Origin of the sequence: Glaciihabitans tibetensis (genome assembly GCF_003003265.1) — a bacterium.
Taxonomy (GTDB): Bacteria; Actinomycetota; Actinomycetes; order Actinomycetales; family Microbacteriaceae; genus Glaciihabitans; species Glaciihabitans tibetensis.
The window spans coordinates 181,025-198,179 of sequence record NZ_PVTL01000007.1 but is presented as its reverse complement, the minus strand read 5'-3'; the positions used below and the strand labels follow the sequence as shown (position 1 = coordinate 198,179).

Genomic DNA, 17,155 nt, shown 5'->3' with positions numbered 1-17,155 from the left:
CTCTACGATTGCGATGTGGACAGCAGGCAGAGTAAAGACTTCGAGGCGCTGCTGACGAAGGAGCAGAAGGCGGCGGACGCGACATCCGCTGCCCGAAAGACGCAGCAGACACATCAGGCGCAGCCGCCGCGTGAGCCGCGGGCGGCGCAGCAGCCGCGTGAGCCGCGTGATGACCGCACGCTGCCCGACCGACTGTGGGACCGCCTGGCGACCACCCCGCGTCGCGAGACGCTGCTGCGCTGGCTCGGCCCGGCGCTCGTGGTGCTGCTGGCCGCCGGCACGCGCCTCTGGAACCTGTCCAACCCGCACTCCCTGGTCTTCGACGAGACCTTCTACGTGAAAGACGCGTACTCGCTGCTGAATCTCGGCTACGAGGCATCCTGGCCGGCCGAGCCCAACCCGAGTTTCGAGGCGGGCGACACCGACATCTTCACCACCGACGGCTCGTTCGTGGTGCACCCGCCGCTCGGCAAATGGCTGATTTCGCTCGGTTTCCTGCTCTATGGCGCCGACAACTCGCTGTCCTGGCGCATCTCGACCGCCGTCGTCGGCATCCTCGCCGTGGTCCTGCTGATGGCGATCACGCACGGCCTGTTCAAGTCGCCGCTCGTCACCACGGTCACGGGCCTGCTGATGGCGATCGACGGCAACGCCATCGTGATGAGCCGGGTGTCGCTGCTCGATAACTTTGTGATGTTCTTCGCGCTGCTCGCTTTTGGTGCGATCCTGCTCGACCGCAGGCACAGTGCCATTCGCCTTGCAATGTGGATGTCTCGGCGGCAGCAACGGGACAAACCCACCGACTGGGGCCCCGCTCTATGGTGGCGTCCGTGGCTCATCGCCGCGGGGGTGGCCTGCGGGCTCGCGGCCGCGGTGAAGTGGAACGGCCTCTACTTTCTCGCCGGGTTCGCGGTGTACACGCTCCTGGTCGACGCGATCGCCCGCCGCCGCGCCGGTGTGCAGTTCTGGGCGAGCGGCACCGTGCTGAAGCAGGCCCCGGTCAGCTTCGTGCTCACGGTGCCGATCGCGCTGGCCACCTACCTGGTCAACTTCACCGGCTGGTTCGTGACCGCCGGCGGCTACGGGCGGCAGTGGGCGGCGCAGCCGGGCAACGCCTGGGAGGGCACATTCGCGTGGGTTCCGACCGCGTTCCAGAGTTTCTGGCACATGCAGTCCGACGTGTACAACTACCACGTCAACGAGCACAGCCCCCACCCATACTCGGCGAACCCGCTGGCCTGGCTGCTGATGATCCGCCCGACCAGCATGTACTTCGTCGGGGCGGCCAAGGGCGAGGCAGGCTGCGCGGTGGACTACTGCGGATCTGCCATCGCTGGCATCGCCAACCCGTTCATCTGGTGGGCTGGCGGCCTGGCCGCGATTTACCTGCTCTACCGCCTGGTGCTCTTCCGCGAGTGGCGGGTGGGGCTGATCCTCACCGCGATCGCGATCGGCTACCTGCCCTGGCTGCTCTACCTGGAGCGCACGGTGTTCCAGTTCTACACAATCGTGTTCGAGCCGTATTTGCTGCTCGCTATCGCGTTCGTGGTCTGGCAGCTCTTGGGGCGCAGGGGTGATCCGCCCGCTGCTCGCGAACGAGGCATCCGCATTCTCGCCGTATTTCTGGCCCTGGTCGTGGTCACCAGCATCTTCTTCTGGCCGATGTGGACGGGAATCCAGCTCGACTGGCGCTTCACCCAGGTGCACTACTGGCTGCCCAGCTGGAAATAGGCACGGCGTGAGCGCGTTTGCCCCCAACTGGGGCCAGAACTGACGGGATTCGGCACCACGGGCGCAACCTGATTCCGATTCACTGGGTGATACACACCCACCGGGTCCCTGAGCCGCGCCAAATCCGTCGGGCGCGCTGCGGCCCCACAGTTACGGAGCCGTCGGCATGCGGAAACACACCCTGGGATCCACAGCGCTCGCGCTCGGCATATTGCTGTCTACCGTGCTCGGTGGAGTCGCCGCCTCCTCCGCCGTGGGCGCCGCGCCCGACCCGTTGCCCGCCGCGCCAACGGTCGAGCTGAACTTCACGCCGGGCGTACTCACGGCACGACTGTCGGTCGAGGACGGGGCAAGTGTGCAGGCCTACCTCTACGTGGGGTCGGCAGACGGGGTCGGCTCCGGCGGCGAGGCGGTGGACTCCTGCTTCACCGAAGCACCCTCGGGGAGCACCACGGTCAGCTGCGTGTTCCCCGGGCTCACAGCGGGCGACTGGGCGCTGCAGGTGATGCAGGCGAACTCCGCCGGGGTGTCCGAGAGTGACACCGTTGTGTTCACAGTGCCCGATGCCCCGGCAATCACGCAGGCGCTGCAAATGACCGAGCCCGACCCCGTGTCTGGGTCCCCCGCCACCGGCGACCTGACGCTGACCGGCACCGGTCCTGCAGGCCACTCCGTGCGTGTGACCGAGGGAGACACCGAGTTCTGCCGCGTAAGTCTCGGGGAATCCACCCAGTGGTCGTGCACGGGAAGGGTAGCCGCGGGCAGCCACCTGCTGCAGGCGTACGCGCTCAACGCGGCCGGAACCCCCTCGCTGTACAGCGAAACGTTCGAAACCAGCACGGTCGAGGTCGTGGTGGAGCCCACCCCGGAGCCCACGCCGGAACCCACCCCGGAACCCACCCCGGAACCCACACCCGAACCCACGCCAACACCCACACCCAACGAATCGCCCGCGCCACACCCCGAGGCGGCGCCTGCATCCACCACACCCAGATCCACCACATCCACTCCCACGTCCACTCCCACTCCCAGCCGCACTCGCAGTTTGAGCCGCACGACCGGCCCGCTCAGGTGGACACTCGAGATCGGCGGTGTCGACGGCACAGTGCGCCCCGGGCAGACCGTCACACTCGGCTCCACGGGGCTGCCGCCGGCAAGCACCGTCGAGGCTGAGTTGCACTCCACGCCGGTCAACCTCGGTGCCACCACCGTGGGCGAGGATGGCGCGTTTTTTCTCACCGTTGTCGTGCCCAACACCGTCGAGCCAGGGGACCACCACTTTGTGGTCACGGTGACCGCTCCCGGAGGCGTCCCCTCCACCTCGGAAACCGCCGTGACCATCGCAGCAGCCGATCCAGCGGCATCCAATTCGTCACCATCCGACGGCACCCCCGCGATCACCGCTCAGGGCGCGCCGGCCGGCGACCTCGACCGGCGATCCGAGGCGAGTGACCCTGCGGGTGACCGCGATGACGCGTCATCGCCCAATTCCCTGTCAAACTCCCTCGGAACGGTCGCCGCAGTCTTCTCCAGCCCCATAGCGATCGGCAGTTCGGTGCTCGCGGGCCTCGCCTTCCTGGTGCTCGTCGCCTTCCCCGCAGAGCTCCTCAGCGCGGCCGTCAAAGATCGCTACGTCTTTATGAACAGGCGGATGCCGCGGGCGCCGGGCCACTGGCTGGCGCTGCGCGCGTGGCTCGAGGTTCGTCCGCAGCTCAGCGGAATCCTGCTGATCTCCGTCGTCAGCCTGGTGCTCTGCTTCGCCGACCCGGGATTCGGGTTCGACGTGGTCTCCGTGCGCCTGTTCCTCGCCTGCCTCGTCGGCGCGCTCGTTTCGTCGTACGGGAGCTACCTGCTGACCGCCCGGATCCTTCTCCACCGCTGGGAGCTGCCGTACACGCTGCGGCTGCGTCCAATGACCCTGGTGCTGACCGTGGCGGGGGTGGCCGCCTCCCGACTGCTCGACTTCACCCCGGGATTTCTGTTCGGGCTGATGCTGGGGCTCAGCTTTCCCGCCACGGCAACCATCGCGCTGCGCGCTGCGGCGCGGGTGGTGCGCACGGGCATCATCCTGGCTACCGCTCTTGTCTCCTGGGTCGGCTACAGCGTCGCGGTCGCGGTCGGCACACCCGGCGGGTTTGGCACCGCGCTTGTGCAGGACTCGCTCGCCGCCCTCTCCACGGAGGGGCTGACGGGTGCCGTCATCGCGATGCTGCCCTTCCTCCTACTCGAGGGGGAGGACATCTGGGGGCACTCCAAGCGCCTGTGGGCGGTCACGTATGCAACCGTCGCGACCGTGTTTTTCCTCGTGATCGCCCCCAAACCCGACAGCTGGGCTGACCTCGGCGACCGGTACGGCACCTGGATGTGGGTGCTCGCCGGGTTCGGTGCGGTGGCCATGGCCGCGTATCTCGCGCTCCGAGTATCCGAGCGGCGCGCCGCCGGCGCATTAGAACGTGAGATTCGCGCCCCGGAACGCGAAATCCACTTCCCGGCAACCGAGGCGGAGACGACCCGCCCGGGCATCCACTGAGCCGTACCCGATGAATTGTTACGCCGAGACCGGCGGCAAGTGGACACCTCGGGTAGCGTTTCGGCATGGCTGAACACGACATCTCCGACCGCAATTGGGGATTCCGCACCCGGGCAATCCACGCTGGCAACATCCCCGACCCCGTGACGGGCGCCCGCGCGCTCCCCATCTACCAGTCGAGCGCGTTCGTTTTCGACGACACCGCCGACGCCGCCGCAAGGTTTGCGCTGCAGAAGTACGGCAACATCTACTCGCGCCTGGCCAACCCGACGGTCGCCGCGTTCGAGGAACGGGTCGCCAGCCTCGAGGGCGGGCTCGGCGCTGTGGCCACCGCGAGCGGTCTCAGCGCGCAATTCATCACCTTCGCCTCGCTCGCCGGCGCCGGGGACCACATCGTCGCCTCGGCGAACCTGTACGGCGGATCGATTACGCAGCTGGATGTCACGTTGCGACGTTTCGGAGTCGACACCACCTTCGTCCACAGTTCAGACCCGGCCGACTACGCCGCGGCCATCACCGACAAAACCAAACTGATCTTCGCCGAGACCATCGCGAACCCGTCGGGCGAAATCGCGGACCTCGAGGGACTCGCCGATGTAGCCCACGCCCACAACCTGCCGCTCATCATCGACTCGACCATCGCCACCCCCTATCTGAACCGTCCGATCGAGTGGGGCGCAGACGTCGTCATCCATTCCGCGACCAAGTTTCTCGGCGGGCACGGCACCACACTCGGTGGTGTCGTGGTCGAAAGTGGGCGGTTCGCCTGGGCGAACGAGCACTTTCCGCTGTTCACCCAGCCGGTGCCGTCGTACGGCGGGCTCAACTGGGACGGCAATTTCGGCGAGTACGCGTTCCTCACCCGGCTCCGCGCGGAGCAGCTGCGCGACATCGGCCCGGCCCTCTCCCCGCACTCCGCCTGGCTGCTCGCGCAGGGAGTGGAGACGCTCCCGTTCCGGCTGCAGGCGCACGTCGACAACGCCCGCGTGGTCGCCGAGTGGCTCGACGCCGACCCCCGCATCGACTACGTCAACTGGGCGGGGCTACCCGCGCATCCGCACCACGACCGTGCGAATAAGTACCTCCCCAAGGGTGCGGGCGCGGTGTTCAGCTTTGGCGTCAGTGCTGGCAAGGGCAGTGCCAGCACGGGCGGCGCTACTGCAACCCGGAGCGCGCGGGAGGCCGGCCAGAAGTTCATCGAATCGCTCGACCTTGCCAGCCACCTCGCCAACATCGGCGATGCCAAGACTTTGGTGATCCACCCGGCATCCACCACCCACGCCCAGCTCTCGGCCCAGCAGCTCGCCGACGCCGGTGTCGAACCGGGGCTGGTCCGCATCAGCGTCGGGATCGAAGATGTGGAAGACATCATTTACGATCTCGACCAGGCGCTCGACGCGGCGCTGAAGGGATAATCGGGCTATGACCGACACCGTCACCACCCAGTTGAGCAACGGGCTCACCTGCGACCTGCCTGCCAGCTCACCACTGGCCAAGCTATTGCGCACCCAGCGCACCTGGGTCGGACCTTCGGCGAAGGAACGCCTCGCCATCCTGCGTCGCGCCAAGTCGATCGCGATTGTCGGGGCCTCCCCCAACGCGACGCGGTCGAGCTACTTCGTCGGTACCTACCTGCAGCAGTCGAGCGACTATCGCGTGTACTTCGTGAACCCGAACGCCGACACCATCCTCGGCCAGAAGGCATACCCCGATCTTGCCTCGCTGCCCGAAATTCCTGACATCGTCGACGTGTTTCGTAAGGCCAGCGACATCCCCTCCGTCATCGACGACGTGGTCGCCGCCGGGTCCAAAACTGTGTGGATCCAGCTCGGCATCTGGAACGAGGACGCAGCCGTCTACGGCGAGAGCAAGGGCCTTACCGTTGTGATGGATCGCTGCATCAAGGTCGAGCACGCCCGCTTCCACGGCGGGCTGCACCTCCTCGGGTTCGACACCGGCCAGATCAGCGCGCGCAAGACCATCCGCTGACGCACGTTCGCGCCCCAATCGGCGCCCCCGTGTTACCTCAGAAGGCGGGCGACCTGTCCGTCTGTCGGCAGTGGTGGCTAGCGTGGAGTCATGACATTCGGACCCACACTCCACTCCCCCGTGGTGTCCACGCAGTGGCTCGCTGACTACCTGGGCGCCGACAAACTGGTCGTTCTCGATACCACCGTACTTTCGCATCCGTTGGCCGACGGCAGCACCGGCTACCTGAGCGGCCGCGATGCCGACGTGGCGACCGGCCACGTGCCCGAGGCCCGGTTCGTCGATGTGATCGATGCCCTCTCCGATCCCGACGGCGCCTACCCATTCACCCGTCCGAGCGCGGAACGATTCGCCGACGCTATTGGTGCGCTGGGCGTCGACAACACCACGACGGTCGTGGTCTACGACAGTCTCGTGGGCCAGTGGGCCGCGCGCGTGTGGTGGCTGTTCCGCGCCTTCGGCTACGATCGCGTCGCCGTGCTCGACGGCGGCCTCACCAAGTGGCGGGCCGAAGAACGACCGCTCGACATCGGCCATCCCGCAGAACCGGCGATACCGTCGACCTTTGTCCTCAGCGGTGGCGAGCGCCCTGAGTTGTGGGTCGACAAGGGGTACGTCGAAGCGGTGGTGCGCGGCGAGATTGAGGCGACGCTGGTGTGCGCGACACCGCCGCGGGAGTTCAGTGGCGAAGATGTGACGCGCGAGCGTGCCGGGCACATTCCCGGCAGTATCTCCATACCGGCAGCGAGCCTCGTCGACGGAGAAACGAACGCCCTCGCCTCAGACGCCGAGCTGCAGCACATCCTCGAGCCCACGCGCGTGTCGGCGCCGCACCGACCGATCGTCATCTACTGCGGCGGCGGCATCGCCGCGGCAGCGACCGCCCTCGCCCTCACTCTGCTCGGCGAGCGCCGGGTCGCACTGTACGACGGGTCGCTCAACGAATGGGCGGCAGACCCGGCGGCCGAACTGGTCGTGACACGCTAGCTGTCCTGAGTCGGGACGGTGGTGAAAGTCGGCTGACCAGTTCCGTGTTGGGATCGCGCGCAATGAAATCCGACGTGCTCCTCTGTCGCCATCGTCGGTCGCGCGCGTCGGTCAACGGCGTGGCCGTTCGAGCCGCCACCCGGGACGCACGCTCGTGCTGCCCAGTAGACCGAAGCGCCACATCACTGCCCTGCGAGCTTAATGCGCCGCCATCTCACTGCGCCGCCATCCCGGGCTCTTGCACCCCGAACGAACGTTGAGGCGCCCGCCATAAACTTGCGCCATCGACCAATCGTGACACCTCGCGCTCGCCCCCGCAGGCCCGCGCTGAGGCGCCACAAGTGGTCGCAACTTGTTAAGACGTTGCGACCAATCGCGCCACCTCGGCGCCGACAATCGACGAAACGGGACACTTCAGCCAAGTCGCTTCGACGAATTGTGGCACTTCGTTTCTCAGCCAGCGACACATCACGACACCTGAGGCAATGTCACTTCACCGACGCGAAAGTTACCCCGGTCCGCGTCCGCGGCGTCTTCCGCAGCGCCCTGTTTCCGCAGCGCCCTGTTTCCGCAGCGCCCTGTTTCCGCAGCGCCCTACTTCTCCAGCGCCGCGCGCAGGTCTGCGGCCGAGGTCACCGGAAGCCGACAGACGAAGTTCTCGCAGAGGTATGCGCTCGCCTGCCCGTCGCGGAGGGTGCGCCCAACGTAGAGCTCGAACCCTGCTTCGGCGAATGCCTTCGCTTGCCCCGCGGTGACCACACTCACCAGACTCCCGCTGCGCTGAATGGAGCGCGCGAGCGCAACCAGCGCGTCGGCCCGCTGGATAGCGGAGGCAACGTCGGCCTGCGCGGTGGCTGGGGAGTCGGCTTCTTGGGACGCGGGCGCGATGCCGGCCTGCTGGGTGGCTGGCGCCGAGGCATCCGTCACCACAACAAGCTGACCCGCCCCGGCGTCGAGGGCGCTCATGACTGCGAGCGCCGAGCCGAACGAGATCGGGCGAGCAACGGCGAGCGGCGCGAGCACCTCCATCGCGGACGCCGCTGCGTCGCGAAACTGCGGGTCTCCAGACATAAGGTGCAGGTTGACCGCGGCGGTGGCCGCGGCACTCAAGCCGCTCGGGTACGCGCCTTCGCTCGGGTCTACGGCGAGCGCGAGTCCGTGCCCGGCGAGCACGGGGTCGGCTCCTCCGGGAACTCCGAACGCGACGGTGTCCGCCGCGGCCATCGAGTCGGAGAGAATGGCGCGCGCCCGCTTCGAGTAGCGAACCTCTCCGGTAGCCAGAGCGACCTCCAGCAAGCCGTTCGCGAGCATGCCGTAATCCTCCAGCGTGGGACGCGCGGCCGAAATAGTCTCGCGGATTCGCGCCCGGATCACGGGGCCCTCCATGAAGTTGTCCGCCCCTGCGGCCGCGGCGGCGATCCAGGCGGGCCGATCCAGGCGAACGCCGGCCGACGCCAGGGCGCCGATCGCCAGTCCGTTCCAGCCGGTCAGAACCTTGTCGTCGAGCGCGGGCGGAACCTGGCGGGAGCGATGATCCGCGTCGAGAGCGTAGTACCCGCCCTCGACCCGGACGCCGTCGACGGTGCTCTCGCTGTCCTGAGCCGACGCGAAGCCGCCGTCGGGGAGGCGCATCACTCCGAGAAGGAACGAGGCGATGCCGTCCGCGACATCCGCCCGCCCCACCCTCGCGTAGGCGTCAAGCAGCAGGGCATTGTCGTAGAGCATGCGCTCGTAGTGCGGTTCGGCCCAGTCGCGCTGCACGCTGTAGCGAAAGAACCCGCCTTCGACCGGGTCGCGCAACTCTGAGGCCGCCATCGCGTCCAGGGTGCGGCGCGCGAGGGCCTCGGCGTCCAGGTCGCCCACGCTGCCGCGCTGCAGCAAGAGCCCGATCACGGTCGCGACCGGAAACTTCGGGGCGTTGCCGAATCCGCCGAACTCGACGTCTTCGTACCCGCGCAGTTCAGACACGATGGCGGCGAAGTCCGGCGCGCTGGGCAGCACACCGGGCTTGCCGCTGCCTTGCGCGGCCAGCGCGCCTGCGATCTGCGCCGCGTTGTCCTCGACCTCGTCTCGGCGTTGCACCCACGCGTCTTCTACCGCATCGAGCACCTGCCGGAACGAGGGCAACCCGGAGGTCGGAACCGGCGGGAAGTAGGTTCCCGCGTAGAAGGTACGACCGGCCGGCGTCGCGAACACGGTCAGCGGCCAGCCGAGTTGCTCGGTGAACGCACCGGCCGAAGCCAGGTAGGTGGAATCCACATCGGGGTATTCCTCGCGGTCGACCTTGATGCTCACGAACCGCTCATTGAGGTGCGCCGCGAGCTCTGGGTCGCTGAACGTTTCACGGGCCATCACATGGCACCAGTGGCAGGTCGAGTAGCCGATCGAAATTAGCACGGGCACCTGGCGCCGGGCCGCCTCAGCGAACGGCTCTGGACCCCATTGCTGCCACGCGACCGGATTAGCGGCGTGCGAGCGGAGGTAGGGGCTGACGGCATCGGCGAGTTCGTTGCGCATCTCTCCATGCTTGCACCGCTTCATTGGTGGATGCCGCGATTGGGGTGAGTACAACGGTTTTCCCAGCCCCCGGTAACCAACTTCCAAACCCGAGGCCCGCTAACCGAGCGCCGAGCAGCATCGGGCCGTCGGCGGTGCCCGCCACCACGGCGAGCACCGCCGACGGTCAGTCGGTGAGGGTGTGCAGCTTCAGCCCGAGGCCGGCAGCAACACCGGCGTTGTAGATGGCGCCGTCGTGCACGTTGAGACCCAGGGCGAGCGCGGCGTTGCCGGCAACCGCCGCACGCCACCCCTTGTCCGCCAGCTGCAGAACGTACGGCAGAGTGGCGTTGGTCAGGGCCTGGGTCGAGGTCTGCGACACCGCGCCGGGCATGTTTGCCACGCAGTAGTAGACGCTGTTGTGCACCATAAAGGTGGGGTCGTCGTGGGTGGTTGGGCGGCTGTTTTCGAAGCACCCACCCTGGTCGATCGCGATGTCGACCAGCACGCTGCCCGGCTTCATCGTTGCCACCATCGCGTCGGTGACCAGTTTCGGCGCCTGCGCTCCGGGGATAAGCACCGAGCCGATGACCAGGTCGGCATCACGCATTAGTTCGGCAATGTTGAACGCGGTGGACACCCGGGTGGAGACCTGGCCGCCGAAGCGAACCTCCAGCTCACGCAGGCGCGGAATCGACATGTCAACGATCGTGACATCCGCCTGCATACCCAGGGCGTTCGCCGCAGCGTGCTCGCCGGCAACACCGCCCCCGATCACCACCACCTTCGCCTTGGGGGTTCCGGCAACCCCACCCATCAAAATGCCGGGGCCACCCGCTGAACTCATCAGCTGCGTGGCCCCGACCTGGGCTGCCAAACGCCCGGCGACCTCACTCATCGGAGACAGCAACGGCAGCGAACGGTCGGCCAGCTGCACAGTTTCGTACGCGATCGCCGTGGTTCCGGCGGCCAGCAGCGCGTCGGTGCAGGGGCGGGAGGCAGCGAGGTGCAGGTAGGTGAACAAAATCTGATCGCGGCGCAGGCGCGGGTATTCCTCGGCGATCGGCTCCTTCACCTTGAGCAGCAGGTCGGCGGCAGCCCACACCTCGTCGGCGGTCGCGGCGATGGAAGCGCCGGCGGCGACGAACTGTTGGTCCGAAATTCGTGAGCCCACCCCGGCCGCGGCCTCGATCAGCACCTCGTGACCGCGGCGCACCAGCTCGTGCACTCCCGCCGGGGTAATGGCGACGCGGTTTTCGTTGTTTTTGATTTCAGTGGGGATACCGATGCGCATGGGGTGATCCATTCAAGGTCTGGAGAGGTAGCTCGAGCATTGGCTGGAGCGAACGACGTGGCTCTAGCGTGGGATCGATTCGTTACAGCTAGATTTCAACCGCGGATAATTCGGCAGCAACGCCATATGGTTTGTGAATATTCATTTGAGAGCGGAGAAATGGTGTCAGAAGCGGAGATCGTTCGGTCGGTAGGCGCTCTGGACGAGATCGACGGCCAGATTGTGCGGCTGCTCAGCGCCGACGCGCGGATACCCAACGCGACACTGGCGGCGACCGTCGGCATCGCGGCATCCACCTGCCTGGCCCGGGTGCGGTCGCTGGTCGCGCGGGGAGTGATTCGCGGCTTCCACGCCGACATCAGCCCTCGCGCCCTCGGGCTCGGTTTGGAAGCGCTGATCAGCATCAACATCAGGGTGGGCGCCCGGCAGGCGATCGCTGCCTTCTCCGAAGAAATGCGGGAGCTGCCCGAGGTGGTGCAGGTGTTTTTCCTCGGTGGGTCCGAAGACTTTGTGGTTCACGTCGCCACCCGAGACTCCGACCACCTGCGCCAGTTTGTGGTGAACAACCTGTCGGCGCACACCTCGGTTGCTTCCACCCGCACCAGCCTGATGTTCGAGCATCACCAGAATTTACGTGACTGAAACACCCTGAGCGATCAGGAGAAACGCGCGGGATTTATTTTGGTCGCATGTCCGATAAAAACGTACTCATCGACGCGCGTCCCCGCACCACAGAGGCCAACCTGGGCCAGCCGCTACTGCGGGTGCGCGACCTGACAGTCAGTTTCAGTACGCGGGCAGGCGAATTCACCGCCGTGCGCAACGCCTCACTCGATTTACATGCCGGCCGCACCCTGGCCATCGTTGGCGAGTCGGGCTCGGGCAAGTCCACCCTCGCGGCGGCGATTAATCGCCTGCTGGCCCCGAACGCCACTATCGCCACCGGCGAGGTACTGTTCGAGGGCGTTGACCTGACCCGGGTGACCGCAGCGCAGATGAGGGCCGTGCGTGGCGCCGGTATCGGCCTGGTGCCACAGGATCCGATGTCAAACCTCGACCCGGTGTTACGCATCGGTAAACAGATCACCGAGGTTCTCGAAACTCACGGCCTCGCCAAGGGCGCTGCGGCGAAGGCCCGCGCGATTGAACTGCTCACCATGGTGGGCATCCCCGAGCCGGAACGCCGCTTTCGCCAGTTTCCGCACGAGTTCTCCGGCGGCATGCGCCAGCGGGTACTCATCGCCATGGGCCTGGCGTGTGAGCCGCGCCTGCTGATCGCCGACGAGCCTACCTCCGCCCTCGACGTCACCGTGCAGCGCCAGGTGCTCGACCAGCTGGCCGAGCTCACCGCACGGATGGGCACCTCCGTGATTCTGATCACCCACGATCTCGGGCTCGCCGCCGAGCGTGCAGACGAGGTGCTGGTGATGTTCCGCGGCGACATCGTCGAGCACGGTCCGGCCCGGCAGATTCTGGAAAATCCCCAACACGAGTACACCCGCCGGCTGCTCGCCGCGGCACCCAGCCTCACCAGCCACCGTCCCACCTCGCGCCGCCGCCACGAGAGCGCCGTTGGAGATGTGATCACGGTGCACGGGCTGTCCAAGGAGTACCAAGTTCGCGACAGCACCTGGAGTCCCAAGCGCGCCTTTGTTGCGGTGGATGATTCGCGATTCAGTATTCCGCGCGGGCACACCGTCGCGATCGTTGGGGAAAGCGGGTCGGGCAAGTCGACAACGGCCCGGCTGGTACTCGGGTTGGAGAAACCTACCTCCGGACGCATCGAACACGGCGGAAGCGACATCGCGTCCCACTCGCGGGCGGAACGATTCGCGTTCACCCGCAAGGTGCAGCCGGTGTTCCAGAACCCGTTTGCGTCGCTCGACCCGCTGTACACCGTCGGCGCCACCATCGGCGAACCGCTGGTGGTGCATAAAATTGGCACCCGCCAACAGCAGCGCACCCGGGTGGAGCAGCTCGCCGACCAGGTCGCCCTTCCGCTGGCACTGCTCGACCGTCACCCGCACGAGCTCTCCGGCGGGCAGCGGCAGCGGGTGGCGATCGCCCGTGCGCTCGCTCTGGAACCCGAGCTGATTGTGCTCGACGAGGCGGTGTCTGCCCTCGACGTTCTGGTGCAGGCCCAGATTCTCGACCTGCTCACCGAGCTGCAGGAGCAGATGGGACTGAGCTACCTCTTCATCAGCCACGACCTCGCGGTGGTGCGGCAGGTGAGCGACATCGTGCACGTGATGCGCCGCGGCAGGATCGTGGAGACCGGCACCCCGGAGCAGATCTTCGAGAACGCCCAGCACGAATACACCCGCGAGCTTCTGGCCGCGATTCCCGACCCGCGCGCCTGAGCACCGTCCCGGTGCCGGCCGCACTGCCGCGCGCCGGACACCCCGCAGCAGACAAAGGGCCGCGCCCCCTCCCCACATGATGTGCTGCGGGAGGGGCGCGGCCCTTTGTGCGTACCGGTGACGATCGGGGTGCCGCGGCTGGCTGCGTGCGCCGCACCGCCGTTGGTTACTTGCGGCGGGCCTTCACGTCGAGGGCGTCACGGAGCCCGTCGCCCAGGAAGTTCACCGCCAGCGTGACGGTCACCATGGCCAGGCCCGGAGCTGCGGCGATCCACGGCTGGTAGAAGTTTTTCGAACCATCAGTGATCATCGCACCCCACTCCGGCGACGGCGGCAGTGCGCCGAGGCCGAGGAAGCTGAGAGAGGCAACCAGGAGAATGATCTGGCCAAGGTCCATGGTCGCGTTCACCAGGATCGGGGTGGTGGAGTGCGGCAGAATGTGTTTTGCCAGGGTGCGCCAGCGACCGGATCCGATCGCGGTGGCAGCCTCCACATGCTCGCGCTGCTTGATCGACAGCACCTGGCCGCGGGTTAGCCGCGCGTAGATCGGCCACCACACCGCAATTATGGCGATGAGTGCATTGCCAAGACCGGGCCCAAGCCCCGCGGCGACGGCCATGGCCAGCAGGATCGCCGGAAAGGCCATGGTGATGTCAGCCACGCGCATAATCACCGCGTCGACCGCACCCCCAAAAAATCCGGCGATGGCACCGAGACCACACCCCACAACCACTGCACCGAGGATGGCGCCGAGGGCGATGGGTAGTGACTCCCTCGCCCCGTAGAGAGTGCGGCTGAGAACGTCGCGGCCGAGCGAGTCGGTGCCGAACCAGTGTGCAGCGCTCGGCGCGGACAGCCGGGTGCCGACCGCAGCGAGCGGTTCAAATGGGGCAATCCACTGCACCGCGAGAAGAACCAGGATCCAGAACGCCAGCACGATGTAAGCAAAAATCATCGGTGCGCTGGCCCACGCGGTGCCGCGTGAGGCGCCGACCGCGCGCGAAGCACGCCCCAGCACGGAAAGGGATGATGCGGAGGTCATACGAGTCTCACTCTCGGGTCAACAACGGCGTAGGTGACATCCGTCGCGAGGTTGGCAAGCAAAAACACGGCGCCGCCCAGCAGGCTCACCCCGTTGATCGCGGGGTAGTCGAGAGCACGGGTGGCCTCGACCGCGTAGGAACCGATGCCATTCCAGGAGAAAATTGTCTCCACCAGCACAGCGCCCATCAGCAGTGCACCAAACGCGAATCCGAGCACGGTCACCACCGGGGTGAGCGAGTTGCGCAGTACGTGGCCGCGCATCAGCTGGCCTTCGCTGACCCCCTTCGCCCGCACGGTGCGCACGTAGTCGGCGCCCAGCTCGTCCAGCATGGAGGCGCGTACCAGGCGGCTGATGGTGCCCATCAGGCCCCAGCCCATAATAAAAGCGGGCAGCAGCAGATGGCTAAAAGCATCCCAGAACAGGGCGGGGTTACCCGCGACGAGTGCATCCACGGTGTAAAAGCCGGTGACGTGAGGCGGCGGGACAACGCGGGAGGAGAGTCTGCCCGGGCTCGGCGCGATGCCGAGCTGGGCGTAAAACACAAACAAGAACAGCAGGCCGGTCCAGAAGATCGGCAGGCTGGAGCCCACGAGGGCAAACAGGCGGCTGAGGTGGTCGGCGAACTTGTCCTTGCGGCTGGCGGACACAACCCCGAGGATCACGCCGCCCACCGCGCCGATGACCAGAGCCATCAACGCCAGCTCCAGCGTCGCCGGCAACCGGTCAGCCAAGTCAGACAACACCGGGGACTTGGTCACAAACGAGGTGCCAAGGTCCCCCCGAAAAAGGTTGCCGATGTAGTTGAAGTACTGCACAATCAGCGGCTGGTCGAGGCCCCACTTCCTCTCGGCGGCAGCGACGATAGCCTCGTTGCCGAGGTTACGTTGTCCCACAATCGCCGCTATCGGATTGGCGGGGAGCAGGCGCGAGATCACAAAGGCGATCGTCACCACTCCCAGCAGCAGCAGCGGCATTACCGCGATGCGTTTGAGCACAAAACGTGTCATGGGTACCTCTGACGGGGTGGGCCGAAGCCCACCCCGACTCTCTCTGATGGGTGAAGGGTGGTGTTACTTCAGGCCGAGCGCGGCGAGGTCAAGGTTGCAGCAGGGGCTGTACTCGACACCGGTGACATCACTGGCGTAGGCGAGCACCAGCTGCGGGTTGACGATCGGCAGGATGATGAGATCCGATGCCATTTCCTTGCCCAGCTCGGTGTAGGTTGCGGCGCGATCGGCGCCACTCTGGGTCAGCGCGGTGGCCAGACCCTCCACCTCGGCCTGGTTGGTGACCGGGCCGGCCACACTTGCCGTTTCGCTCCATGCCCCGCTTGGCACCATGCCGAAGTACGACACGTACTGGCTCGAGTCGGTGTGGTCCGGAGCGAAGTACACGGCGGTCAGCGGCGATCCGTCGGTCCCGAGGATCTCGGCCCACTGGGTGTACTCGAGCGGCTGCAGCTCCAGCGTGATACCGACCTCAACCAGATCCTGCTGGATCGACTGCATCATCACGTCGAAGTCGACGCCGTAGACGGCGAACTTCGGGTACGCCGCGGGGAGGGTGAAGCCGTCGGCGAGACCGGCCTCCGCGAGGAGCTCCTTGGCCTTCTCGACGTTGTACTCGGGCAGGACCTGGTCTTCGCTGCCCTCAAAACCATTGGGAATCGGAGAGCCCTGGGTTTTGCCGTTGCCGCCGACGGTCGCGTCAATCACCTTGTCGTAGTCAATGGCGTACTTGATCGCTTCGCGCACCCGCGGGTCGTCGAGCACCTCGCCGCCCACCGCGCCGGGCGCGAACTCGAGGTAGATGTAGTTAAACGAGTCCACCAGTTCGGTCGTGACGTCCGCATTGCCCGCGAGCTGCTCGATCGAGTCAGAGGAGACCTGCATCGCGATGTCCACATCGCCCTGCTGCAGTTGCTGCAGCTGCGAGCTGGAGTCGGTGACCTCATTGATCAGCACCGAGGGGAACGTGGGCGCCGCACCCCAGTACTCGTCACTGCGGGTGAGTTCGACCGACTGGCCGGCTTCGTACCCAGCCAGTGTGTACGGGCCACTGCCGGCAGAATTCTGGAGGAACCAGTCCTCGGACACGTCCGCGGTAGCGGCATCCGCCGCGGCCGAGGCGCCGTTCTCTTCGGCCAGTTCGCTGTTGACGATGCCGGTGTAGGGCGCGGCGACGATGGCGAGGAACGCGGAGTTGGGCGCACTGAAATTGACCGTCACCGTGGTCGCATCCGGGGTGTCGATGGAGGCGAGGCCCGCCATCAGGAAGGAGGCCGAGCCCTGCAAGTTGAGCAGGCGCTCGAAGGTCCACTTCACATCCGCAGCTTCCACCGCAGATCCGTCGGCGAACGTTGCCTCCGGGTCGAGGATGAAGGTGAACGAGGTGTAGTCCTCGTTGTTGGTCCACTCGGTGGCCAGGCGCGGGAGAATCTTGGTGGTGTCCTCGGGGTCGACGGTCACCACGGTTTCGTACAGGGCACTGAGCACAATCTGGCAGGTGTCGCAGTAGCCGCGCTGCGGGTCGAGAGTGCTCACATCCATTGCCCGTGCGATTACCAGCTGGCGCTCTCCGTCGGCGACGGTGGCCGCTCCGGTGGAGCAGGCGGTGAGGGCGAGCACGGCGACGGCAGCTGTGGCGATGGCAGCTTTCCAGGCGATGCGCCGGGGGCGTCGAACATTCATCAAATCTCCTTCAGGACAGGTGGTGAGGACAGG

General features: G+C 66.6%; 12 protein-coding genes. 7 read left to right on the top strand and 5 right to left on the bottom strand.

Features of this window, described 5'->3' with window-relative positions; translation table 11 throughout:
- Window positions 1-15 precede the first annotated feature (15 nt).
- From B0I08_RS13930 to B0I08_RS13910, 5 genes are all read left to right on the top strand, one after another.
- Window positions 16-1,731, top strand: a complete 1,716-nt coding sequence (locus B0I08_RS13930; protein ID WP_245884816.1) for a dolichyl-phosphate-mannose--protein mannosyltransferase — start codon at window positions 16-18, stop codon at window positions 1,729-1,731.
- A gap of 166 nt (window positions 1,732-1,897) precedes the next feature.
- Window positions 1,898-4,261 (top strand): hypothetical protein, encoded by a 2,364-nt coding sequence (locus B0I08_RS13925; protein WP_106213855.1) that lies wholly within the window; start codon window positions 1,898-1,900, stop codon window positions 4,259-4,261.
- 80 nt (window positions 4,262-4,341) lie between these two features.
- Window positions 4,342-5,676 carry an O-acetylhomoserine aminocarboxypropyltransferase/cysteine synthase family protein gene (locus B0I08_RS13920; RefSeq protein WP_106213962.1) on the top strand — a complete coding sequence of 445 codons (1,335 nt, stop codon included), beginning with the start codon at window positions 4,342-4,344 and terminating at the stop codon, window positions 5,674-5,676.
- A gap of 7 nt (window positions 5,677-5,683) precedes the next feature.
- Window positions 5,684-6,250 carry a CoA-binding protein gene (locus B0I08_RS13915; RefSeq protein ID WP_106213853.1) on the top strand — a complete coding sequence of 189 codons (567 nt, stop codon included), beginning with the start codon at window positions 5,684-5,686 and terminating at the stop codon, window positions 6,248-6,250.
- 90 nt (window positions 6,251-6,340) lie between these two features.
- The gene (locus B0I08_RS13910; RefSeq protein ID WP_106213851.1) at window positions 6,341-7,237 is read left to right on the top strand and encodes a sulfurtransferase; all 897 of its coding nucleotides are present in this window, start codon (window positions 6,341-6,343) and stop codon (window positions 7,235-7,237) included.
- 594 nt (window positions 7,238-7,831) lie between these two features.
- On the opposite strand, the gene B0I08_RS13905 is transcribed toward B0I08_RS13910, so the two are convergent.
- Together B0I08_RS13905 and ald are read right to left on the bottom strand one after the other, a co-directional pair.
- Window positions 7,832-9,754, bottom strand: coding sequence for a thioredoxin domain-containing protein (locus B0I08_RS13905; RefSeq protein WP_106213849.1), 1,923 nt, complete (start codon window positions 9,752-9,754; stop codon window positions 7,832-7,834).
- 166 nt (window positions 9,755-9,920) lie between these two features.
- On the bottom strand, window positions 9,921-11,027 hold the full coding sequence (gene ald / locus B0I08_RS13900; protein ID WP_106213848.1) for an alanine dehydrogenase: 1,107 nt from the start codon (window positions 11,025-11,027) through the stop codon (window positions 9,921-9,923).
- Between the two features lie 159 nt (window positions 11,028-11,186).
- Here ald and B0I08_RS13895 point away from each other — a divergent pair, with 159 nt between their 5' ends.
- Both B0I08_RS13895 and B0I08_RS13890 read left to right on the top strand, forming a co-directional pair.
- A complete protein-coding gene (locus B0I08_RS13895) occupies window positions 11,187-11,669 on the top strand; it encodes an Lrp/AsnC family transcriptional regulator (protein WP_106213846.1) in 483 nt (160 codons plus the stop codon).
- Window positions 11,670-11,716: 47 nt separating this feature from the next.
- The gene (locus B0I08_RS13890) at window positions 11,717-13,387 is read left to right on the top strand and encodes a dipeptide ABC transporter ATP-binding protein (protein WP_106213845.1); all 1,671 of its coding nucleotides are present in this window, start codon (window positions 11,717-11,719) and stop codon (window positions 13,385-13,387) included.
- 166 nt (window positions 13,388-13,553) lie between these two features.
- Here the strand turns inward: B0I08_RS13890 and B0I08_RS13885 are convergent, their stop codons facing one another.
- The 3 genes from B0I08_RS13885 to B0I08_RS13875 form a co-directional block, all read right to left on the bottom strand.
- Entirely contained in the window at window positions 13,554-14,429 is an 876-nt protein-coding gene (locus B0I08_RS13885) for an ABC transporter permease (RefSeq protein WP_106213843.1), read from the bottom strand.
- Window positions 14,426-15,439, bottom strand: coding sequence for an ABC transporter permease (locus B0I08_RS13880; RefSeq protein ID WP_106213841.1), 1,014 nt, complete (start codon window positions 15,437-15,439; stop codon window positions 14,426-14,428). Before B0I08_RS13880 ends, B0I08_RS13885 begins: the two co-directional genes overlap by 4 nt.
- 63 nt (window positions 15,440-15,502) lie before the next feature.
- On the bottom strand, window positions 15,503-17,122 hold the full coding sequence (locus B0I08_RS13875) for an ABC transporter substrate-binding protein (protein WP_106213839.1): 1,620 nt from the start codon (window positions 17,120-17,122) through the stop codon (window positions 15,503-15,505).
- Window positions 17,123-17,155: the final 33 nt, after the last annotated feature.